The sequence below is a fragment of the Winogradskyella alexanderae genome (assembly GCF_020166335.1).
GTDB lineage: Bacteria > Bacteroidota > Bacteroidia > Flavobacteriales > Flavobacteriaceae > Winogradskyella > Winogradskyella alexanderae.
This window is the reverse complement of record NZ_JAIUJR010000010.1, coordinates 77,196-98,880: the sequence shown is the minus strand read 5'-3', so window position 1 is coordinate 98,880 and position 21,685 is coordinate 77,196. Positions and strand designations below refer to the sequence as shown.

Below are 21,685 nucleotides of genomic sequence, written 5' to 3'. Positions count from 1 at the left end.
GCACTGTAATAGAATTAGCGCTTATCTATAGTTTTAAACTCTCTGTAAGTTGCACCTGTATACAATTGTCTAGGCCTTCCTATTGGTTCTTTACGCATTCTCATTTCTCTCCATTGCGCAATCCAACCAGGTAAACGACCAAGCGCAAACATTACCGTAAACATCTCAACAGGTATACCCATTGCCCTATAAATGATACCAGAATAGAAATCTACATTTGGGTACAATTTTCTATCTACAAAGTACTGATCTTGCAATGCTTCTTTTTCAAGACCTTTAGCAATATCTAATATCGGATCTTCTACACCAAGGTCTCCAAGAACCTCATCTGCGGCCTTTTTAATAATTCGCGCTCTTGGATCAAAGTTTTTATAGACTCTATGTCCAAAGCCCATTAAACGGAATGGATCATTTTTGTCCTTTGCCTTGGCCATATATTTTTTAGTATCGCCACCATCTTCTTTAATTGCCTCAAGCATTTCTAGTACAGCTTGGTTGGCACCACCATGTAATGGTCCCCAAAGGGCTGATATACCAGATGCTAGTGAAACAAATAAACCCGCATGCGATGAACCTGTTATTCTAACTGTCGAAGCGGAACAATTTTGCTCGTGATCCGCATGGAGTATCAATAGCTTATCAAGTGCGTCAATCAAGACCGGGTTTTGCTCATAATCCCTATTTGGGTTTTTAAACATCATTTTGAGTACGTTTTCAACATACCCAAGGTTATCATCACCATAGTCTAGAGGTAGTCCTTGCTTTTTTCTCATACACCACGCCACTAGGACTGGGAATTTACCCATTATCCTAACAATAGACTTATACATAGCTTCTTCAGAGGTAACATCAACTGACCTAGGATAAAACGCAGTTAAAGCAGCAGTTAAGGAGGATAAAACTCCCATTGGGTGTGCAGATTTTGGAAAGGCATCTATAATCTTTCTAATATCGTCGTCTACCAAAGAATTTTCTTTGATGTCTGCCTCAAATTTATCCAATTGTTCTTGAGTAGGTAATTCACCAAAAATCAATAGATAAGCCACTTCAAGGAAATCTGCTTTTTCAGCGAGTTCTTCAATAGAATAACCTCTGTATCTAAGTATACCTTTTTCCCCATCAAGAAATGTAATGGAGCTTTCACAACTCCCCGTATTTTTGTATCCAGGATCAAGCGTAATTACACCACCTGTATCACTTCTGAGGGTTTTTATATCAATAGCAACTTCATTCTCTGAACCTACCAGCAATGGGAATTCGTACTTTTTTCCTTTAATTTCGATTGTAGCTTTTTCTGACATTTTCGTACTGTTGTTTTTTAGTTTGAAGAATTACAAAAATACGAAATATCAAACGATTTCGCTAGTTGATTTAAAACGGTTTTAACAGAATAAATGGATAAAAAAAACTGAAACCTTTAACAAGATTTCAGCCCTTAAAAAAGTAAAATATGTATTTCTATTTTTTAATGACTAGCTTTTTTTCTAGTACTAAACCATCTGCGTTTAATCTAACCAGGTAAACACCATTTGAAAGATTTGTGCTATTTACATGTAATGCCCTTGTATCACTAGTAAAGCTCCTATTAAACATTATCCTACCTTGTATGTCAAATAATTGAATGTTAATTTCTTCAAAGTTCTTGTTTAATACAATATTGAAACTTCCTCTATTTGGATTAGGATATAATGCTATGTCGTTACTATTAAATTCATTTACACCCAAAACCGGCACAACATTAAAATTGAATTGTTGATTACCAAGTATTGCATTATCATTTCCCACAACAGAGAATTTAAAACTATCGGGATCGGTATTAGATCCGTCATGAGCATATGAAAACAAACCATTTTGAATATCTGTCTGGCTAAATGAATCTCCATCATTGATTGGTGTAGCATTTAATAAAAGTGTTCCATTTACTGGTAATTTTGTTAACACATAAGTTAAATCATTATTTGATACTCCAGGTTGTGCTACCTCAAGCTCAGTCAGATTGATTACGGTAGATGTGCCTTGGTCTAAAGTAATATCTGTTTTATTAACCACTGTAATATCATTTACTATTTGTAATTCACCACAAATGGTAACACTGAACTGGTTAAAGGTTCCTCCAGCACTATTTGAGGTTCTATCAGTTGCTAATAACACCCAGGTACCTTGACCACTTGACCCATTGAATCTTGAGAATGCTTGACTTGGTAAAACACTACCGCTAACAGTTGGATTTCCTGAACACGATAGGGATGAACCAGAATCAGCAAACGTGACATTAAAATTGTTACCATTTGCACAATCTCTATTGTAAACCTCAGCAAAAATTCCTGTAGGCGAACTAAATTGCATCTTTATATCTCCAACGTCGTTGTGAGTTGCATTCATGTAAAATGAAACCTCACTAACAATAATATTATCTGGAACATCTACTCTTGCACTAACTGCGTTATTTGAAAAGGTTTCCCAAGTGTTGTCATTATTTTCAAAATAATCATTGTCGTATGTATTACAGACATCATTAGCTGTTTGAAAGATAAAAATCTCACCAAATTGACCTGCTAAGCACGTATTTTCGGGTCTTACTCTCCAATAGTAAATATTTCCAGCAGTTACATTTGTCGTTTGATATTCTGTAGCATTAAGCACTGTTGCAGATTCCACAATCGATGAAAAATCTGGTGTATCAGATACCTCAACATCATATTGTGATGCACTACTTAAAGCATTCCAAGACAATAATGGATTTGATGTTTGATTCTGAGCACCATTTGCAGGCGATAAAAGGCTAATCTCTCCTATGTTGTTGTTAAAAACATTTAATAAAACCTCAAGGGTTTCCGTCACAAAAGTTGTTTGACCTTCACCTTGAATTGTTAGTGGATAGTTACCTGCAACTATTGTACCTGTATTGGAAATTGTCATGGTAAAAGTACCTCCAGAACTAATTGTCGAAGGCGAAAATTCAGCTGTTGCGCCACCAGGTAAACCCAATACAGAAAATGTCACATTTTCAGTAAACCCAGGAGCAGGAGCATAATTTAAATTGAAAACAGCATCAGCTGGTTGACAAACCGATACAGTTGGTTCAGTTGTTGTTAATTCAAACGTTCCAGCTTTTATTTCAAAATCAGCATTGGATAAATCAAAAAAGATATTACTCGATGCTTCAATTTTAATTCTGTTTGTAACACCCACATTATCTGGTACTGTAATATCGTGGGAACCATCATTGGTTACATTTGATGCTAAAGTTATAGGATATGTATAGCCTCCATCAGTTGAAAGTAAAATATTTACGTTTGAAGATAAAGAGGCTGTATTATTAACATTCCATGTTATGGTCTTTGTCTCACCTGCATACCATATTTCGCTTCCAGTATTTGGCGATGTAACTAGAAACGGTCCTGCCGATCCTGAAACTGTAATGACAGTGTCGTCTTGATCCGTTTGGCCACCTAAAACTGAATTATCTCTAACCGTTAACCTGAAGTCCATTTGACGTCCCACGCTTGGTAAGACTTCCCATGTCGGAGTCTCGTTATTAATTATTGCTTCTAAATTTGGAAATGTTCTCGTTGGGTCACTAACAGGAAAGTTAGTCCTAAATACTGGCCCACCAGCATTTGTTGGTAGTGGTGGCTGGGTATAAGTGCCATCATTATCATACTGTTCCCAAGTATAGGTTAAAACATCACCAGAATCAGGGTCCGATGAACTACTGCCGTCTAGAACAAATGGTGTGGATCTTGGAATTGTATAATTTGAACCAGCATTTGCAGTTGGTTGTATATTGGCGATAGTGATTTCTGTCTCACAAGCATCTGCGAGAATTGATGCTGACATTTGTACAATACTTCTGGCATGGAAATACCCATCGCTATTATCCTGAACATTCGGAGCACAAATTCCTGCATAACCCATTATTGTTGATGCAGAACCTGGTTCGTAGTCGTCACCTACTTTAGAACCAAAACAAGGGTTATAGTACGTGTGTGCAGCTCCATACTGATGGCCAATTTCATGTGATACATAATCAATGTCAAAAGGATCAAATTCTGGAGTAACAATACCTGTAACACCTCTTCCTTTCGATGAGGTTGCACATGGACTTGTACCAGCAATACCTCCACCACCAGTACTAAATACATGACCAATATCATAACCACCAGATCCTATTAATCCGGAGATATTTGAAGTATTTACCCCAAGCATTTGGCTACCACTATAATTGTCATAGGGTTCAGGATCTCCACCAACTGAAAATCCGTTTTGATAAATTAGCAAATCATTATCAGCTACCAATTGGAAGGTAACTGCAAAATCGCGCTCGTACACTGAATTTACTCGAGCAACTGTAATTACCATTGCTGCTAAAGCATCTGCCCTTGCATCGCCATTACCAGCATTGCCATCGTCATGATAAGCTGTATATTCAGAAGTACATGCAATTGCAAGGTCATAGCGTCTTAATTTTCCATCTTGAATATTTCGATTAATCAGACTTGTATCAAAATTCTCATTGACCTCATTCTCAACATCATCTGCATAACATCTCCAATTGTCAGTAGAATTTCTCTGATAATCCTTTCTGTCGTAAACTATATAATTGATCTTATCGCCTTTTGCATAAGGATCAATGTAAACCGTCTTTTCGCCTGTTATTAGTCCCCTGAATCCTTGAGGCGTGATTGTAAAATAAATTTTCTCAAGAGGATTAGTTATACGCTGCCCAAAGTAAGTTGAAATATAAGGAAACTTTGATGCAAGATCAGGGTGCATAACATCCGTTTTCTGAATTCTATAATCGTCTAGTGTACCTTTAGAATTAGGAAATTTCATTATAGTACTGCTTCCTGAGTGACTATTTGATACTCGCTTAGGAGCACTATTGATATTATCTGTAAGCCTATTTAAATCTAAAGAAAAGATATGATAAGCATTTGGAATAATAACACGCTCTAAATTCTGGGATTTCTGAGAGAGTTCAGATTCAGATTTTTTAACCCAAATAGATTTTTGGTTTTGTGCAGTAATGGGCAACATCATAACAGACGATACCAATGTGAGTAGTAGTCGTTTCATAGTAGGTAAATTAAGTTTGTTTAGAAAAGGGCTAGCTTATCTAAATTTTTAGCCTAGTAAAGGTAGAATTATAAAACTCAAATACAAGGAAAAAAAGCATTTTTTAACGATTAAATGCTATTTTTAATCGTTATAACGTCATTTAATCTCACTTTTTGTAAGAATTTAAAACAAAAAAAGGCAACATTTATCTGTTGCCTTTTTTCATATTTTGTTATTTAACTTAATGCTTCACCTTAAATGCTTTTTCCTGAGGAAAATAAGCTACATCACCTAATTCTTCCTCAATTCTCAATAATTGATTGTATTTAGCCATACGATCACTTCGTGAAGCTGAACCTGTTTTAATCTGTCCTGTATTTAGTGCAACAGCTAAATCTGCAATGGTATTATCTTCGGTTTCACCCGATCTGTGGGACATAACACAAGTATATCCAGCATTTTTTGCCATGTTGACCGCAGAGATAGTTTCGGTTAAAGAACCTATCTGGTTTACTTTAATAAGTATTGAATTACCAATTCCGTTTTCTATTCCTCGAGACAATCGTTCTACGTTGGTAACAAACAAATCATCACCAACTAATTGGACTCTATCACCAATTCTATCCGTTAAATCTTTCCAGCCATCCCAGTCATTTTCGTCCATTCCGTCCTCAATGGAAATTATTGGGTACTTGGATGCCAATTCTGCTAAATATTCAGCCTGTTCAGCACTTGTTCTAACAACTCCCTTGTCACCCTCAAAAATGGTATAATCGTACTTCCCATCTTTATAAAACTCTGCGGCAGCACAATCTAGAGCAATCATAACTTCATCGCCAAATCGATATCCAGCTTTCTCAACAGCTTTGGCAATAGTATCTAATGCATCTTCCGTACCATCCAAAGTTGGTGCAAAACCACCTTCATCGCCAACAGCAGTGCTTAATCCTCTATCGTGTAAAACTTTTTTAAGATTATGGAAAATCTCCGTTCCCATTTGCATAGCATGCGTAAAGGTCTCAGCTTTAACAGGCATAATCATAAATTCTTGAAACGCAATCGGTGCATCACTGTGGGAACCGCCATTAATTATATTCATCATTGGCAATGGCAAAGTATTAGCAGAGACGCCTCCAACATATCTATATAACGGCATACCTAGCTCATTTGCAGCAGCTTTTGCAACAGCCAATGACACACCTAAAATAGCGTTAGCTCCAAGTCTTCCTTTATTTGGAGTGCCATCAATCTCAATCATCAATTGATCAATCATGTTCTGCTCAAAAACTGATATACCCAATAATTCTTGAGCAATAACAGAATTTACATTTTCGACCGCCTTTAAAACGCCTTTACCCATGTACGTATCGCCACCATCTCTCAATTCAACAGCTTCATGTTCGCCTGTTGAAGCACCAGAAGGAACAGCTGCTCTACCCATTACACCACTTTCTGTTATAACATCTACTTCTACGGTTGGATTACCTCTCGAGTCTAAAATTTGTCTTGCGTGTACATTAATTATAATGCTCATTATTAATTGGTTTTAGTTATAAATTTAAACTACGAGCTACTGGAATATGCTCAGTATCTCAAGCTTTTACGCGTCAAAATTACGAAAATCTGTAGTGTTAAACAGAACAAAAATCATATTTACGATTAATATTTACTACAATGTTTTCGTAACTAAAAAAACGCAATAAATTATTCATTTTGTTATTTAATTTTTAGAATATTTTTAGTGATTAATCTCAATAACAAAGATTAATATTTGAATTACTATGTATTTCATTTATTTCGTGAGATAATTCGAAAAAATAACCTTTTTTATCCGTTTTTAAATTTTTGTATAATTCAATTGCATGAAAATAATTTTCATATTTCAAGTCTTTACTAAACTTAATGAAAACTACATCATATGAATGAAAAAGTTCATCAACTTTATCCTTATTTTTAAATTTTATTATTTCATCCCCTCTTTTGAAACCTTTATTAGTTAGAGTATAGCAACTATAATCTTTATTTTCTAAAACTTCTTCGATAGCATTTTTACTATCAGAATAAATTATTTGTCGGGACTCGAAAAACCAACTAGCAGGAGGTGGTGGAGGTGGAGGTGGAAAAAAGTCCATTCCAATGGCTTTTTGCAAACTATCATTGAAGCGTTTATTTCTCTCTTTTTGTTTTTTTGTTAAAATCTTCTGTGGAAATTCAAGATGATAAAAGGAATAGTAATTCGTCCATGACAATCCTACCAAAATATCCTTATCTTCTATAGAATTAGTTTTATAATAAATTCTTTCAAAATATGCGCTAGCAAGCTGAGATTTAATTTCATCGACGATTTTGTAATTTGCTTTATTATCAATGTATAGAAATATCTTGATTTGTCTTTGAATGTCACGTGGTAGCTTAAATCTAGTATAAGTTAATTTTTTCGCAATACTACTAGTATTAACGGGCTCATATTCTATATAAACTCTATCCTTAGAGTCAACATAGATACTAACAATAGGTACGATCCTACTTATTTTTATTTCATCATCACCTAGAGGAAGGTTAATTGATTTTATTTGGGCATCTAGTGATACACAAATTAAAATTGCTAAAAAACACACTTTTCTTACTTGGCTCATTTTGAAAAGTCAATAAATTAAAATTGATGAAAAAAATTAGACTACTTTAAAGCTAGCCAAATTAACAATAAAAAAACGCAATAAAGATTGAGTTTTATTGCGTTTCTTCTTTGCTAGGCGTTCTTAATATTGTCTATAAACTGGTCAAAAAGATAAACAGAATCATTTGGACCTGGACTCGCCTCAGGATGGTATTGAACTGAGAAGCAGTTTTTTCCTTTTACTTTTATTCCTGCAACGGTGTCATCATTTAAGTGTAAATGAGTAATCTCTACATTTGGGTTTGCTTCAGTTTCTTCTCTATTGATTGCAAAGCCATGATTTTGTGATGTGATTTCGCCCTTACCAGTAATCAAATTCTTCACTGGGTGATTAATACCTCTATGACCATTGTGCATTTTATAGGTTGAAATACCGTTTGCAAGGGCAATAACTTGGTGCCCAAGACAGATGCCAAATAGGGGTTTATTTCTTTTAATTATTTCTTTTGCAACTTCTTGAGCTTCCACCAATGGTTCTGGATCGCCTGGTCCGTTTGATAAGAAATAACCATCTGGATTAAAGGCCTCTAAATCTTCAAATTTAGAATTGTACGGAAAAACCTTTATATAGGCATCGCGCTTTGATAGGTTTCTTAGAATATTCTTTTTTATCCCTATATCTAAAGCTGCAATCTTATACGTTGCATTTTCATCACCATAGAAATAAGGTTCTTTTGTAGACACCTTTGAAGCCAACTCCAAACCTTTCATATCTGGTTGCTTGGCCAATTCCTTTTTTAAGTTATCAATATTATCCACATCTGTAGAAATAACTGCATTCATTGCACCATTGTCCCTTATATAGCTGACCAAAGCTCTTGTATCCACATCAGAAATAGCTAATGTATTGTGTTTTTCAAAAAACTCTTGTAAGGAGGCATCGCCACCTGGCCTGGAATACTCAAAACTGAAGTTTTTACAGATAAGCCCGGCAATCTTTACACTATCTGATTCTACCTCATCTTCCTTTGTCCCATAATTACCTATGTGTGCATTTGTAGTTACCATAAGTTGTCCGTAATAAGATGGGTCTGTAAAAATTTCCTGGTAACCGGTTGTACCTGTATTAAAACAAACTTCGCCAAAAGCAGTACCGTCCTTACCTATAGATTTACCATAAAAAATTGTACCATCAGCAAGTAAGATAAGGGCTTTTTTTCTTTGTTTATATTTCATAGTTTTTGTCTGAAAATAGGTTTTGTAAAAATCAAAAAAAAAGGATAAACTAAATAAGTTTATCCTTGATATTTATTAATGCTTATTAACACTCGATAATCGAGATTTGAAAATAGTGATTTTAATCCCCGATTTTTTTCTCAAATGAATTGAAGCTAACCACATTAACTTTTGCATTTTACTATTCTTCCTCGTTTGAAGCTTTAGTATCTACCGGCGGAACAGTTGTAGCTTTCTTACCTCCCCTTCTACTTCTGCGAGTTGATTTCTTGGCAACCTTACCAGCATTGTAAAGCTCGTTATAATCTACTAATTCTATCATTGCCATATCTGCATTATCACCCAATCTGTTTCCTAACTTGATGATACGTGTATATCCACCCGGACGATCGCCTACTTTGGCTGCAACATCTCTAAATAATTCTGCAACAGCTTCTTTCTGTCTAAGTCTTGAAAATACAATACGTCTGTTATGTGTTGTATCAGTTTTAGACTTTGTAATCATAGGCTCGATAAATTGCTTTAATGCTTTTGCCTTAGCTGTTGTAGTGTTAATACGCTTGTGCTCAATTAACGAACATGCCATGTTAGCAAGCATTGCTTTTCTGTGAGCTGATTTTCTGCCTAAGTGATTGAATTTTTTTCCGTGTCTCATGACTTTTGTTTTAAACCTTTATCTTGCTTCTATACTCTTTTGAGGAGCAAACTATAAAGGAGTTTATAATTAATCTTTGTCTAATTTATACTTGCTTAAATCCATTCCGAAATTAAGACCTTTAACACTAACTAATTCTTCTAGCTCAGTTAAAGACTTCTTACCAAAGTTTCTGAATTTCATTAAATCGTTCTTGTTAAAAGATACTAAGTCTCCTAATGTATCTACTTCTGCGGCTTTTAAACAATTTAATGCACGTACAGAAAGATCCATATCAACTAATTTAGTTTTTAACAATTGTCTCATGTGAAGTGACTCTTCATCATAAGTTTCAGTTTGTGCGATCTCATCTGCCTCAAGAGTAATTCTCTCATCAGAGAATAACATAAAGTGATGGATTAATATTTTAGCCGCTTCAGTTAAAGCATCCTTTGGATGAATAGATCCATCTGTAATGATCTCGAAAATTAATTTCTCGTAATCGGTCTTCTGCTCTACACGGAAGTTTTCAATACTATACTTTACATTCTTTATTGGAGTATAGATTGAATCTGTAAAAATTGTTCCTACAGGAGCAGATGCCTTTTTATTTTCTTCAGCTGGAACATAACCTCTACCTTTCTCGATAGTAAGTTCCATATTGATGTTCACCTTAGGATCTAAGTTACAGATTACTAAATCTGTATTCAACACTTGGAATCCGGAGATAAACTTCTGGAAATCACCAGCAGTGATTTGCTCTTGCCCAGAAATTGAAATAGTAACCGTTTCGTTATCTATCTCATCTATTTGACGCTTAAAGTTTACTTGCTTTAAGTTCAAAATCATTTCAGTTACATCTTCAACAACCCCAGAAATTGTAGAAAACTCATGATCTACACCTTCTATTCTCACTGACGTAATCGCGAAACCTTCTAAAGAAGATAAAAGTACTCTTCTAAGTGCGTTCCCTACTGTCAATCCGTATCCTGGTTCTAAAGGTCTGAATTCAAACTTACCTTCAAAATCAGTAGAATCAATCATGATTACTTTATCAGGCTTCTGAAAATTTAATATTGCCATATTGTCTTCGTTTTAATTGTTATTCAGTTGCGCGGTTTAGCGGTTTGAAGAAGACCAATAAACCCTTTGGCTAAATACCAATGTTATTAATTTTTATTTAGAATAAAGTTCGACGATGAACTGTTCGTTGATTTGCTCTGGAATTTGGATTCGTGCAGGTACAGAAACATAAGTACCTTCCATTGTATCGTTATTCCATGTAATCCATTCGTAAACGCTACTAGCGTTTGCTAATGAACTTGTAATAGTCTCCAGAGATTTAGACTTTTCTCTTACACCAACAACATCACCTGCCTTAAGCTGGTAAGAAGGTATATTTACCTTTTCGCCATTAACTGTGATGTGTCTGTGAGATACTAATTGTCTTGCGCCACTTCTTGAAGGTGCAATACCCATTCTGTAAACTACATTATCTAAACGTGATTCACACATTTGCAATAAAACCTCACCTGTAATTCCTGGTGCAGCTGTTGCTCTTTTAAACATATTTCTGAACTGACGTTCTAAAATACCATAAGTGTATTTTGCTTTCTGCTTCTCCATTAATTGGATAGCATACTCCGATTTTTTACCTCTTCTTTTGTTAGGACCGTGTTGTCCTGGAGGATAGTTTCTTTTATCGAAGGCTTTATCATCTCCGAATATAGCTTGACCAAATTTTCGAGCTATTTTAGTTTTAGGACCAGTATATCTTGCCATTTTAAAATTAATTTGAGAGTGATTGTAAAATTAAGGTCTTAAGCTTATCCTCTTACCCTCGTTAACCTCTCTGTGATACTTGTTTATTTTTCAGTTTGCAAATTTACGCAATAAATGCGAAAATTGATACTTATACTCTACGTCTTTTTGGTGGACGACAACCGTTGTGCGGTAATGGAGTAACATCTATTATTTCTGATACTTCAATACCAGCATTGTGAATAGATCTTATGGCAGATTCTCTACCATTCCCAGGACCCTTAACGTATACCTTTACTTTCTTTAATCCAGCTTCCTTTGCAACTGCAGCTGCATCTTCTGCTGCTAACTGGGCAGCATAAGGTGTGTTCTTTTTAGAACCTCTAAATCCCATTTTCCCAGCAGATGACCAAGAAATAACGTCACCTTTTTTGTTTGTTAGAGAAATGATGATATTATTGAAAGATGCCGTAATATGAGCTTCTCCAATTGCATCAACAATCACTTTACGTTTTTTTGTACTTGACTTTGCCATGTTTCTTAGTTTCTAGTTGTCAGCTTTTAGTTGTTAGAATCCTAAACTTTTACATTTCAGACAGATTCATCTAACCACTAATTACTAATGACTAATGTCTTTTTTAATTATTATTTAGTTACTTTTTTCTTGTTAGCAACTGTTTTTCTTCTACCTTTTCTTGTACGAGAGTTGTTCTTAGTACGTTGTCCTCTTAGAGGAAGTCCGGCTCTATGACGAATACCTCTATAACATCCAATATCCATCAATCGCTTAATGTTTAATTGGGTTTCTGAGCGCAATTCACCTTCGATTTTGTAAGACCCAACCGCTTCACGGATAGCGCCTATTTCATCATCAGTCCAGTCTTGGACTTTAGTGCCTTCATCAACTTTAGCTGTAGCTAAAATTTCCTTAGCTCTACTTTTACCTATTCCATAGATATAAGTTAAAGAGATAACTCCTCTTTTTTGTTTTGGTATGTCTACACCTGCAATTCTTGCCATAATTACCCTTGTCTTTGTTTGAATCTTGGATTCTTTTTGTTAATTACGTAAAGTCTTCCTTTGCGTCGTACTAATTTACAGTCTGCGCTTCTTTTCTTTACTGATGCTCTTACTTTCATCTGTATTAGTTTTAAAATACTAATTATTAGTATCTATAAGTTATACGAGCCTTAGTTAAATCGTAAGGACTCATTTCTAATTTTACCTTATCACCTGGTAATAATTTAATGTAATGCATACGCATTTTACCAGAAATGTGTGCTGTCACGATGTGACCGTTTTCTAATTCTACACGGAACATTGCATTAGATAATGCTTCTATTATTGTTCCGTCTTGTTCTATTGCTGCTTGCTTTGCCATAATACCTGTTTATTGCGCAACTGCTTTTCTATTCTTACCTGTTTTCATCAAACCATCATAGTGCTTGTTAAGTAAGTATGAATTGATTTGTTGCATTGTATCAATAGCTACACCTACCATAATCAAAAGCGATGTACCACCAAAAAACAATGCCCACCCTTGTTGAACACCCATAAGCTTAACTATAAATGCTGGGAACACAGCAATAAGTGCTAAGAATATAGAGCCAGGCAGTGTTATCTGCGACATAATCTTATCTAAATATTCCGATGTTTCTGTACCTGGTCTGATGCCTGGTATAAAACCACCGCTTCGTTTTAAATCATCAGCCATTTTGTTTGTTGGTACAGTAATAGCCGTATAGAAGTAAGTAAATACAATAATTAACAAACCAAATACAACATTATACCAAAGACCAAAGATGTCAGAAAAATTAGTTTGCATCCATGCACCAGCAGTGGTTTCTTTCAATAATGATGATCCACCAATTAGACTAGGTACAAACATTATAGCCTGAGCAAATATAATTGGCATTACGCCCGATGCATTTAGCTTTAACGGTAAAAATTGCCTAGATCCAAATACATTTCTTTCATATCCACCTGAGGCAGTTCTTCTTGCGTATTGTACAGCAATTTTTCTAACAGCCATAACCAAGAACACAGAAGCCAAAATAATTAAGAACCAAATAACTAATTCTATTAATATCATCATAAAGCCTCCATTGCCCTCAGTTCTTGACAATGCATTCTGCATGAACGACTGTGGCAATGTTGCAATGATACCAACCATAATTAATAATGAAATACCATTTCCAATTCCTTTGTCTGTTATTTTCTCACCTAGCCACATTGCAAATACACATCCTGTAACGAGAATTATTACCGAAGAAAAGTAAAATATTGTTTCATTAAATCCTGGCATTAAAAGCGTACTCATGGACGGTGCACCAGATAAGCTCGGCACGGTTGCCAAATAACCAGGTGCTTGGACTAGACAAATACCAATTGTTAACCAGCGTGTAATTTGGGTAATTTTCTTTTGGCCACTTGCACCCTCTTTTTGAAGTTTTTGTAAATAAGGAATTGCAATACCCATTAACTGAACAACAATAGATGCTGAAATATATGGCATTATTCCCAATGCAAATACAGAAGCATTCGCAAAGGCTCCACCTGTAAAGGCATTTAACAATCCTAATATTCCACTGTCAGTACCAGCTCGTAAACCACCAAGCGCATCGATATTGATGCCAGGTAATACCACCTGAGCACCAAAACGATAAACCAATAACAAGCCTAAGGTTAAAATAATTCTATCCTTAAGCTCTGTGATTTTCCAAACGTTTTTTAATGTTTCTATTATCTTCATCCTATAGTTCTTATAAAGTTACAGCTTCACCACCAGCAGCTTCAATAGCAGCTTTTGCCGTAGCAGTAAATTTATGAGCAGTTACAGTTAACTTGGCTTTTAACTCACCTCTTCCAAGGATTTTCACTAGATCGTTTTTTCCAGCCAAACCTAAAGAAACGATTGTTTCAAAATCAACCGTGTCTTTAATCTTCTTGTCATCCACCAATTGTTGCAAGGTATCCACATTTACACCCTGGTAAGCAACACGGTTGATATTCTTAAATCCGTATTTTGGAACACGTCTTTGTAATGGCATTTGTCCGCCCTCGAATCCTAATTTCTTAGAATATCCTGAACGCGACTTTGCCCCTTTATGTCCTCTTGTTGCAGTACCTCCTTTACCGGAACCTTGACCACGACCTACACGCTTGCCTTGACTTTTAACTGAACCTTCTGCAGGTTTTAAATTACTTAAATCCATTCTTAAGTTTATATTTTTAAGCTTCTTCTACAGAAACTAAATGTTCAACTTTCTTAACCATACCAAGGATATTTGGCGTGGCATCGTGCTCTACTACTTGCCCGATTTTTCTCAAACCTAAAGCTTCTAACGTTAGCTTTTGTTTTTTAGTTCGGTTTATTGCACTTTTTACTTTTTTTACTCTAATCTTTGCCATCTTATCCAATGATTATCCGTTATATACTTTTTCTAAAGAAATACCGCGATCTTTAGCAATTGTTCTGGCGTCTCTTAATTGTAAAAGAGCATCAAACGTAGCTTTAACAACATTGTGCGGGTTAGACGAGCCTTGAGACTTTGATAATACATCGTGTACACCAACTGCTTCAAGAACAGTTCTTACTGCACCTCCTGCGATTACTCCCGTACCTGGGGCAGCAGGAATAATATTTACTCTTGCACCACCATATTTACCTTTCTGCTCGTGAGGTAATGTCCCTTTTACAATTGGTATTCTTACTAAGTTTTTCTTAGCATCCTCTACTGCTTTGGCGATTGCAGTTGCAACATCTTTAGATTTTCCTAAACCGTGACCTACAACACCAGCCTCATCTCCAACTACAACAATAGCCGAAAAACCAAATGCTCTACCACCTTTAGTTACTTTAGTTACACGCTGTACACCTACCAAGCGATCTTTTAATTCTAATCCGCCTGGTTTAACAAGCTCTGCGTTTTTATATTTTTGATACATAATGTCTTAAAATTTAAGTCCTGCTTCCCTAGCTCCTTCAGCTAATGATTTTACCCTTCCATGATATAAATAACCACCTCTATCAAAAGAAATAGTTTCAACACCTGCTTTTAAAGCCTTTTCAGCAACCGCCTTGCCCACTAATGCAGCAATCTCTGTTTTGTTTCCTTTTGACTTTGCTAAGTCTTTGTCTCTTGAAGATGCAGCAGCTATAGTTTCACCAGTTACATCATTTACAACTTGAGCATAAATCTCTTTATTGCTTCTAAAAACAGATAATCTTGGTCGTATTCCAGTACCTGAAACAACCTTGCGGATTCTGTTCTTAATTCTTATTCTTCTTTCGTTCTTTGTCAATGCCATAACTTATTTATTAAGCTGTTTTACCTGCTTTTCTTCTTATTTCCTCACCAACAAACTTAATCCCTTTTCCTTTATAAGGCTCTGGTTTACGGAAACTACGAATCTTTGCAGCTACCTGACCAACTAATTGTTTGTCGTGAGATGTTAATTTAACGATTGGGTTTTTACCTTTTTCTGTGATAGTCTCAACTTTCACCTCTGGTGCAATATCCATTACAATATTGTGCGAGAAACCAATTGCTAAATCTAACTTCTGACCTTGATTTGAAGCTCTGTAACCAACGCCTACCAATTCTAATTGCTTGGTAAATCCGTTAGATACACCTTCTATCATATTAGCGATCAATGCGCGGTATAAACCGTGCTTTGCTCTGTGATCTTTCTTCTCAGAAGGACGCGTTAACGAAATGGTACCGTCCTCTATTTTTATTTCAACATCTGAATACTCTTGAGACAATTCACCTAATTTACCTTTTGCAGTAATTACATTATCGTTAATCTCAACTGTAACGCCTTCAGGAACTGTTATTGGGTTATTACCTATTCTTGACATAATTTCCTGTTTTTAGTAAACGTAACACAATACCTCGCCACCAACGTTTTCTCTTTGCGCTTGTTTACCTGTCATAACTCCATGAGAAGTAGAAACAATTGCAATACCTAATCCATTTAAGATTCTAGGCATCTCGTTAGCACCAGCGTACTTACGTAAACCTGGTTTACTGATTCTTTGAATTTTCTTGATTACTGACTCTTTGGTTTCTTTGTTGTATTTCAAAGCAATTTTAATTGTGCCTTGAACCGAAGAATCGTCAAACTTGTAACTTAATATATAGCCCTGATCGAACAATATTTTAGTTATCTCTTTTTTTAAGTTAGAAGCCGGAATCTCAACAACCCTATGGTTGGCCTTCACAGCATTTCTAACTCGCGTTAAATAATCCGCTATTGGATCTGTGTACATAGTTTTAAATTTTGGAAAATGGTTTTCGAATCATTTCGAACCTAAATCCCGATTATACAATAATTATATTGATAATTGTACAGAAGCTTACTCGCTTCCTCAATTGTTACCAACTTGCTTTCTTCACACCAGGAATTAACCCTTTATTAGCCATTTCCCTAAACATTACACGGGAAATACCAAATTGTCTCATGTAACCTTTTGGCCTTCCAGTAAGTTTACAACGGTTGTGCTTACGTATTGGTGATGCGTTCTTTGGGAGCTTTTGTAATGCCTCATAGTCTCCAGCTTCTTTTAAAGCTTTTCTTTTTTCAGCATATTTAGCAACCATTTTTGCTCGCTTCACCTCACGAGCTTTCATTGATTCTTTCGCCATATTTAATTTCTTTTAAATGGTAATCCTAGTTCTGATAATAATGACTTTGCTTCCTTATCTGTTTCAGCAGAAGTCACGAATGTAATATCCATACCAGAAATTTTATTGATTTTGTCAATATCAATCTCTGGGAAAATAATCTGTTCTGTTACACCTAAGTTATAATTTCCTCTACCATCAAAACCATTAGCTTTGATACCGTTAAAATCTCTAACTCGTGGTAATGCTGTAGTAACTAATCTGTCTAAAAATTCGTACATACGCTCTCCTCTTAAAGTTACTTTAGCACCGATTGGCATACCTTTACGTAACTTAAACGAGGCAACGTCTTTCTTAGAAATAGTTGCAACAGCTTTTTGTCCTGTAATTTTTGTTAGCTCATCAACGGCATGGTCAATTAACTTTTTGTCTGCAACAGCAGCTCCTACACCTTTAGATAAAACTATCTTTTCAAGTTTAGGAACTTGCATCACATTTTTGTATCCAAATTCTTCTGTAAGAGCAGGTATTACTTTATCCTGATACTCTTGTTTTAATCTTGCAACGTAAGCCATAACTAAATTACTTCATTAGATTTTTTAGAAAATCTTACTTTTTTATCACCTTCCATTCTATGCCCAACACGTGTTGGTTCACCTTTACCAGTAAGTAAAGATAAATTAGAAATGTGGATAGATGCTTCTTTCTCTACAATTCCACCTTGAGGATTTTGTGCACTTGGTTTGGTATGTTTCTTAACCATGTTTACACCTTCAACAATGGCTTTGTTTTTATCTCTAAATACTTTGAGCACCTTACCTTCAGATCCTTTATGGTCTCCAGCAATTACTTGTACAGTATCTCCTGATTTTATTTTAAGCTTTGTCATCTTATTTATCAATTAAAGCACTTCTGGTGCTAATGATACAATTTTCATGAATTGTTTATCACGAAGTTCTCTTGCAACAGGACCAAATACACGCGTACCTCTCATTTCACCCTGTGGGTTTAATAATACACATGCATTATCGTCAAATCTGATGTAGGAACCATCAGGACGCCTAACTTCCTTAGCCGTACGTACAACAACTGCTGTAGAAACAGCACCTTTCTTAATACTTCCGTTTGGCGTTGCATCTTTAACAGATACTACAATTTTATCTCCAACAGAGGCATAACGCTTTTTGGTTCCTCCTAAAACACGGATAGTTAATACTTCCTTAGCACCTGTGTTATCCGCTACTTTTAATCTAGATTCTTGTTGTACCATAATTACTTCGCTCTTTCAATTATTTCTACTAATCTCCAACATTTAGATTTACTCATAGGTCTTGTTTCCATGATCTTTACAGTATCTCCTTCGTTGCAGTCGTTTTTCTCATCGTGTGCGACGTATTTCTTTGTCTTTAACACGAATTTACCATACATAGGGTGCTTTACTTTCTTAACTTCTGAAACCACGATTGATTTCTCCATTTTGTTACTAGTAACAACTCCTATACGTTCTTTTCTTAAATTTCTTTTTTCCATCTTTCAGCAGAATACAATTATTGTCCTTCTCTATTAGTTAATTCAGTTGCCAATCTAGCCACAGTACGTCTTACGGCACGCAACTGAATTGGATTTTCTAAAGGAGAAATTGCGTGAGCCATTTTCAGGTCTGCATAACTCTTTTTAGTCTCACTAAGTTTTTCTTGTAACTCAGCTGTAGATAGCTTTGTAATTTCTGATTGCTTCATAATTTCTTTTTATTAAGCTTCGTAATCTCTAGCTATGATAAACTTAGTTTTTACTGGAAGTTTCTGTGCTGCCAAACGCAAGGCTTCTTGAGCTACTTCTAATGGCACACCACTCACTTCAAATAATATACGTCCAGGTTTTACAACAGCTGCCCAATATTCTACAGCACCTTTACCTTTACCCATACGTACTTCAAGAGGTTTCTTTGTAATTGGTTTATCTGGGAAAATTTTAATCCACAGTGAACCTTCTCTCTTCATGTAACGTGTAGCCGCGATACGTGCTGCTTCTATTTGACGAGAAGTTATAAAAGATGAATCTAAAGACTTTATACCAAAAGTACCATTTGATAATAAATGACCCCTTCCGGAATTACCTTTCATCCGACCTTTTTGCTGCTTACGAAATTTTGTTCTTTTAGGCTGTAACATTTTTTCTTTTCTTTAAAAAATTACTTTCTACGACGTTGATTTTTTGCTCCACGTCCACCTTTTCCTTTTTGCTTTGAAAGACCAACTAATGGAGAAAGTTCTCTTTTTCCATAAACCTCGCCCTTCATGATCCACACCTTAACACCTAATCTACCATAGGTAGTGTGTGCTTCAACAAGAGCATAATCAATATCAGCTCTAAATGTAGATAACGGAATACGTCCTTCTTTATAGTGCTCCGAACGTGCCATTTCAGCACCGTTTAAACGACCACTTATCTGAATCTTGATTCCTTCAGCATTCATACGCATTGCTGCTGCGATAGCCATTTTTATTGCACGTCTGTAAGAGATTCGGCTTTCTATCTGACGGGCAACACTTGCAGCCACTAGATGCGCATCTAGTTCAGGTCTTTTAATTTCAAAGATGTTCAATTGAACTTCTTTTCCAGTAATCTTTTTAAGCTCCTCTTTTAACTTATCTACCTCTTGACCGCCTTTACCGATAATAATACCAGGTCTTGCAGTAGTGATAGTAACGGTTACAAGTTTAAGCGTACGCTCAATTATTACTCTACTCACACTAGCTTTTGACAAACGAGCATGTACGTATTTTCTAATCTTATCGTCTTCGGCAAGTTTATCACCATAATCGTTTCCTCCATACCAGTTCGATTCCCATCCTCTGATAATTCCTAAGCGATTTCCGATTGGATTTGTTTTTTGTCCCATATCTCTGTTCTAGCTTTGTGTTTTGTTTAATGAATCAATAATCACTGTTACATGATTTGATCTTTTTCTTATTCTGTGTGCTCTACCTTGAGGAGCAGGACGTAAACGCTTTAACATTGTCCCACCATCTACTCTAATTTCCTTAATGAATAAGCCCGCTTCCTCTACGTCTGCGTCCTCATTCTTTGCCTGCCAGTTTGCAATAGCAGACATAACAAGTTTCTCTAACCTTCGAGCAGCTTCCTTTTGGCTAAATCTAAGAATATGAAGCGCTTTTTCTGCCTTTTCGCCTCTGATAATATCTGCTACCAAACGCATCTTTCTTGGAGATGTAGGACAGTTATTTAGCTTAGCAAAAGCAACCTGCTTTTTCTCTGCCTTAATAGCTTCAGCCATTTGTTTTTTACGACTTCCCATGATTCTTATTTTTTACCTTTATTTTTTGCACCCGCGTGACCTCTAAAAGATCTTGTTGGTGAAAATTCTCCTAATTTGTGACCTACCATATTTTCAGTAATATAAACCGGTACAAATTGACGACCGTTATGAACGGCAATTGTCTGGCCTACGAAATCCGGAGATATCATTGAGGCTCTTGACCATGTTTTAATTACTGTCTTTTTGTTAGATGCTACATTCTCAGCAACTTTCTTCTCTAATTTATGGTGGATATAAGGTCCTTTTTTTAATGAACGTGCCATACTATCTTACTTATTTCTTTCTACGTTCTACAATATACTTATTACTCGCTTTCGACCTAGAACGCGTTCTGTAACCCTTTGCAGGTATACCATTTCTTGATCTTGGGTGACCACCTGAAGACTTACCTTCACCACCACCCATAGGGTGATCTACAGGGTTCATCACTACTGGTCTAGTACGTGGACGTCTTCCTAACCATCTACTTCTACCAGCTTTACCTGATACAATTAACTGATGGTCTGAATTAGAAACAACACCTATCGTCGCCATACAAGTTGCTAATACCATTCTCGTTTCTCCAGAAGGCAATTTAATTGTTGCAAACTTTCCATCTCTAGCCATTAACTGAGCAAATGCACCAGCACTTCGTGCCATAACAGCTCCTTGTCCTGGGTGTAATTCTATACAAGATACAATTGTACCTAATGGAATTTCACTTAATGGCATTGCGTTACCAATTTCTGGTGCAATACCACTTTCTCCAGAAACTACTTTTTGCCCTACTTCTAAACCATTTTGGGCGACTACATAACGTTTTTCACCATCTTGGTAATTTAAAAGCGCAATAAAAGCTGTTCTGTTTGGATCATACTCAATTGATTTTACCTCAGCTGGTATTCCAGTTTTGTTTCTCTTAAAATCAATGATACGGTACTTCCTTTTGTGACCACCACCTTTATAGCGCATGGTCATTTTTCCTTGACTGTTTCTACCACCAGACCTTTTTTTCGGAGCAAGCAAGCTTTTCTCCGGCTTATCAGTAGTAATTGCGTCAAATCCATTTACTACTCTAAAACGCTGGGCTGATGTAATCGGTTTTAATTTTCTAACTGACATTCTTGTCTAATTACATGTTAGCGTATAAATCTATTGTTTCACCTTCCGCCAGTTGTACAATTGCCTTTTTAACAGCATTTGTTTTACCATGTTGAATTCCCGTTTTTGTATAACGCGTTCTTCTATCTGGACGGACATTTATAGTTCGAACTTTTTCAACAGAAACACCATAGGCAGCTTCAACTGCTTTCTTGATTTCTACCTTGTTTGCCTTTGTGTTCACCTCGAATGCGTATGCATTTAACAACTCGCTTTGCGTAGTTGCTTTTTCAGTGATGATAGGTTTGATTAAGATACTCATCGTT

General features: G+C 35.9%; 31 protein-coding genes. All 31 read right to left on the bottom strand.

Features of this window, described 5'->3' with window-relative positions; translation table 11 throughout:
• Positions 1–14 precede the first annotated feature (14 nt).
• Positions 15–1,301 carry a citrate synthase gene (locus LBU54_RS13760; protein WP_224531085.1) on the bottom strand — a complete coding sequence of 429 codons (1,287 nt, stop codon included), beginning with the start codon at positions 1,299–1,301 and terminating at the stop codon, positions 15–17.
• A gap of 157 nt (positions 1,302–1,458) precedes the next feature.
• Positions 1,459–5,079 (bottom strand): reprolysin-like metallopeptidase, encoded by a 3,621-nt coding sequence (locus LBU54_RS13755; RefSeq protein WP_224531073.1) that lies wholly within the window; start codon positions 5,077–5,079, stop codon positions 1,459–1,461.
• A 223-nt stretch (positions 5,080–5,302) separates the two neighbouring features.
• Positions 5,303–6,595, bottom strand: coding sequence for a phosphopyruvate hydratase (gene eno / locus LBU54_RS13750; RefSeq protein WP_224531070.1), 1,293 nt, complete (start codon positions 6,593–6,595; stop codon positions 5,303–5,305).
• A 217-nt stretch (positions 6,596–6,812) separates the two neighbouring features.
• Positions 6,813–7,697 (bottom strand): ExbD/TolR family protein, encoded by an 885-nt coding sequence (locus LBU54_RS13745; RefSeq protein WP_224531067.1) that lies wholly within the window; start codon positions 7,695–7,697, stop codon positions 6,813–6,815.
• Positions 7,698–7,810: 113 nt separating this feature from the next.
• Positions 7,811–8,914, bottom strand: a complete 1,104-nt coding sequence (gene carA, locus LBU54_RS13740) for a glutamine-hydrolyzing carbamoyl-phosphate synthase small subunit (protein ID WP_224531062.1) — start codon at positions 8,912–8,914, stop codon at positions 7,811–7,813.
• A 181-nt stretch (positions 8,915–9,095) separates the two neighbouring features.
• Entirely contained in the window at positions 9,096–9,569 is a 474-nt protein-coding gene (gene rplQ, locus LBU54_RS13735; RefSeq protein WP_224531060.1) for a 50S ribosomal protein L17, read from the bottom strand.
• Positions 9,570–9,638: 69 nt separating this feature from the next.
• On the bottom strand, positions 9,639–10,631 hold the full coding sequence (locus LBU54_RS13730; protein ID WP_114300043.1) for a DNA-directed RNA polymerase subunit alpha: 993 nt from the start codon (positions 10,629–10,631) through the stop codon (positions 9,639–9,641).
• A gap of 93 nt (positions 10,632–10,724) precedes the next feature.
• Positions 10,725–11,330, bottom strand: a complete 606-nt coding sequence (rpsD, locus tag LBU54_RS13725) for a 30S ribosomal protein S4 (protein ID WP_224531057.1) — start codon at positions 11,328–11,330, stop codon at positions 10,725–10,727.
• A gap of 130 nt (positions 11,331–11,460) precedes the next feature.
• On the bottom strand, positions 11,461–11,844 hold the full coding sequence (gene rpsK, locus LBU54_RS13720) for a 30S ribosomal protein S11 (RefSeq protein ID WP_224531054.1): 384 nt from the start codon (positions 11,842–11,844) through the stop codon (positions 11,461–11,463).
• Between the two features lie 110 nt (positions 11,845–11,954).
• Positions 11,955–12,329 (bottom strand): 30S ribosomal protein S13, encoded by a 375-nt coding sequence (rpsM, locus tag LBU54_RS13715; protein ID WP_224531053.1) that lies wholly within the window; start codon positions 12,327–12,329, stop codon positions 11,955–11,957.
• Between the two features lie 2 nt (positions 12,330–12,331).
• On the bottom strand, positions 12,332–12,448 hold the full coding sequence (gene ykgO, locus LBU54_RS13710; protein WP_008269159.1) for a type B 50S ribosomal protein L36: 117 nt from the start codon (positions 12,446–12,448) through the stop codon (positions 12,332–12,334).
• A 26-nt stretch (positions 12,449–12,474) separates the two neighbouring features.
• Positions 12,475–12,690: a translation initiation factor IF-1 gene (infA, locus tag LBU54_RS13705; protein ID WP_007094967.1), complete on the bottom strand. Its 216-nt coding sequence runs from the start codon at positions 12,688–12,690 to the stop codon at positions 12,475–12,477.
• Positions 12,691–12,699: 9 nt separating this feature from the next.
• Complete coding sequence (secY, locus tag LBU54_RS13700; RefSeq protein ID WP_224531051.1) at positions 12,700–14,061, bottom strand: preprotein translocase subunit SecY; 1,362 nt, start codon at positions 14,059–14,061, stop codon at positions 12,700–12,702.
• Between the two features lie 10 nt (positions 14,062–14,071).
• Complete coding sequence (gene rplO, locus LBU54_RS13695; RefSeq protein WP_224531048.1) at positions 14,072–14,524, bottom strand: 50S ribosomal protein L15; 453 nt, start codon at positions 14,522–14,524, stop codon at positions 14,072–14,074.
• 16 nt (positions 14,525–14,540) lie between these two features.
• Positions 14,541–14,720, bottom strand: coding sequence for a 50S ribosomal protein L30 (rpmD, locus tag LBU54_RS13690; protein WP_224531046.1), 180 nt, complete (start codon positions 14,718–14,720; stop codon positions 14,541–14,543).
• 12 nt (positions 14,721–14,732) lie between these two features.
• Entirely contained in the window at positions 14,733–15,257 is a 525-nt protein-coding gene (gene rpsE, locus LBU54_RS13685; RefSeq protein WP_224531043.1) for a 30S ribosomal protein S5, read from the bottom strand.
• Positions 15,258–15,263: 6 nt separating this feature from the next.
• Positions 15,264–15,620, bottom strand: a complete 357-nt coding sequence (rplR, locus tag LBU54_RS13680; RefSeq protein ID WP_224531039.1) for a 50S ribosomal protein L18 — start codon at positions 15,618–15,620, stop codon at positions 15,264–15,266.
• Positions 15,621–15,630: 10 nt separating this feature from the next.
• Complete coding sequence (gene rplF / locus LBU54_RS13675; protein WP_224531020.1) at positions 15,631–16,173, bottom strand: 50S ribosomal protein L6; 543 nt, start codon at positions 16,171–16,173, stop codon at positions 15,631–15,633.
• A 12-nt stretch (positions 16,174–16,185) separates the two neighbouring features.
• Positions 16,186–16,584, bottom strand: coding sequence for a 30S ribosomal protein S8 (rpsH, locus tag LBU54_RS13670; RefSeq protein ID WP_224531017.1), 399 nt, complete (start codon positions 16,582–16,584; stop codon positions 16,186–16,188).
• A 106-nt stretch (positions 16,585–16,690) separates the two neighbouring features.
• Positions 16,691–16,960 (bottom strand): 30S ribosomal protein S14, encoded by a 270-nt coding sequence (gene rpsN, locus LBU54_RS13665; RefSeq protein WP_188375182.1) that lies wholly within the window; start codon positions 16,958–16,960, stop codon positions 16,691–16,693.
• A 2-nt stretch (positions 16,961–16,962) separates the two neighbouring features.
• A complete protein-coding gene (gene rplE / locus LBU54_RS13660; protein ID WP_224530999.1) occupies positions 16,963–17,514 on the bottom strand; it encodes a 50S ribosomal protein L5 in 552 nt (183 codons plus the stop codon).
• A 2-nt stretch (positions 17,515–17,516) separates the two neighbouring features.
• On the bottom strand, positions 17,517–17,828 hold the full coding sequence (gene rplX, locus LBU54_RS13655) for a 50S ribosomal protein L24 (RefSeq protein WP_224530996.1): 312 nt from the start codon (positions 17,826–17,828) through the stop codon (positions 17,517–17,519).
• A 12-nt stretch (positions 17,829–17,840) separates the two neighbouring features.
• Positions 17,841–18,209: a 50S ribosomal protein L14 gene (gene rplN / locus LBU54_RS13650; protein ID WP_094969253.1), complete on the bottom strand. Its 369-nt coding sequence runs from the start codon at positions 18,207–18,209 to the stop codon at positions 17,841–17,843.
• 2 nt (positions 18,210–18,211) lie between these two features.
• Positions 18,212–18,469, bottom strand: a complete 258-nt coding sequence (rpsQ, locus tag LBU54_RS13645) for a 30S ribosomal protein S17 (protein ID WP_076620340.1) — start codon at positions 18,467–18,469, stop codon at positions 18,212–18,214.
• A gap of 17 nt (positions 18,470–18,486) precedes the next feature.
• Positions 18,487–18,678 (bottom strand): 50S ribosomal protein L29, encoded by a 192-nt coding sequence (gene rpmC / locus LBU54_RS13640; protein WP_224530993.1) that lies wholly within the window; start codon positions 18,676–18,678, stop codon positions 18,487–18,489.
• A 12-nt stretch (positions 18,679–18,690) separates the two neighbouring features.
• Entirely contained in the window at positions 18,691–19,110 is a 420-nt protein-coding gene (gene rplP, locus LBU54_RS13635) for a 50S ribosomal protein L16 (RefSeq protein WP_224530990.1), read from the bottom strand.
• Positions 19,111–19,130: 20 nt separating this feature from the next.
• Positions 19,131–19,841: a 30S ribosomal protein S3 gene (rpsC, locus tag LBU54_RS13630; protein ID WP_224530988.1), complete on the bottom strand. Its 711-nt coding sequence runs from the start codon at positions 19,839–19,841 to the stop codon at positions 19,131–19,133.
• A 9-nt stretch (positions 19,842–19,850) separates the two neighbouring features.
• Positions 19,851–20,258 (bottom strand): 50S ribosomal protein L22, encoded by a 408-nt coding sequence (gene rplV, locus LBU54_RS13625; RefSeq protein WP_224530985.1) that lies wholly within the window; start codon positions 20,256–20,258, stop codon positions 19,851–19,853.
• A 5-nt stretch (positions 20,259–20,263) separates the two neighbouring features.
• The gene (gene rpsS / locus LBU54_RS13620) at positions 20,264–20,542 is read right to left on the bottom strand and encodes a 30S ribosomal protein S19 (RefSeq protein WP_224530973.1); all 279 of its coding nucleotides are present in this window, start codon (positions 20,540–20,542) and stop codon (positions 20,264–20,266) included.
• 10 nt (positions 20,543–20,552) lie between these two features.
• Positions 20,553–21,380, bottom strand: coding sequence for a 50S ribosomal protein L2 (gene rplB / locus LBU54_RS13615; RefSeq protein ID WP_224530960.1), 828 nt, complete (start codon positions 21,378–21,380; stop codon positions 20,553–20,555).
• Between the two features lie 10 nt (positions 21,381–21,390).
• Entirely contained in the window at positions 21,391–21,681 is a 291-nt protein-coding gene (rplW, locus tag LBU54_RS13610; protein ID WP_224530957.1) for a 50S ribosomal protein L23, read from the bottom strand.
• Between the last annotated feature and the right edge of the window lie 4 nt (positions 21,682–21,685).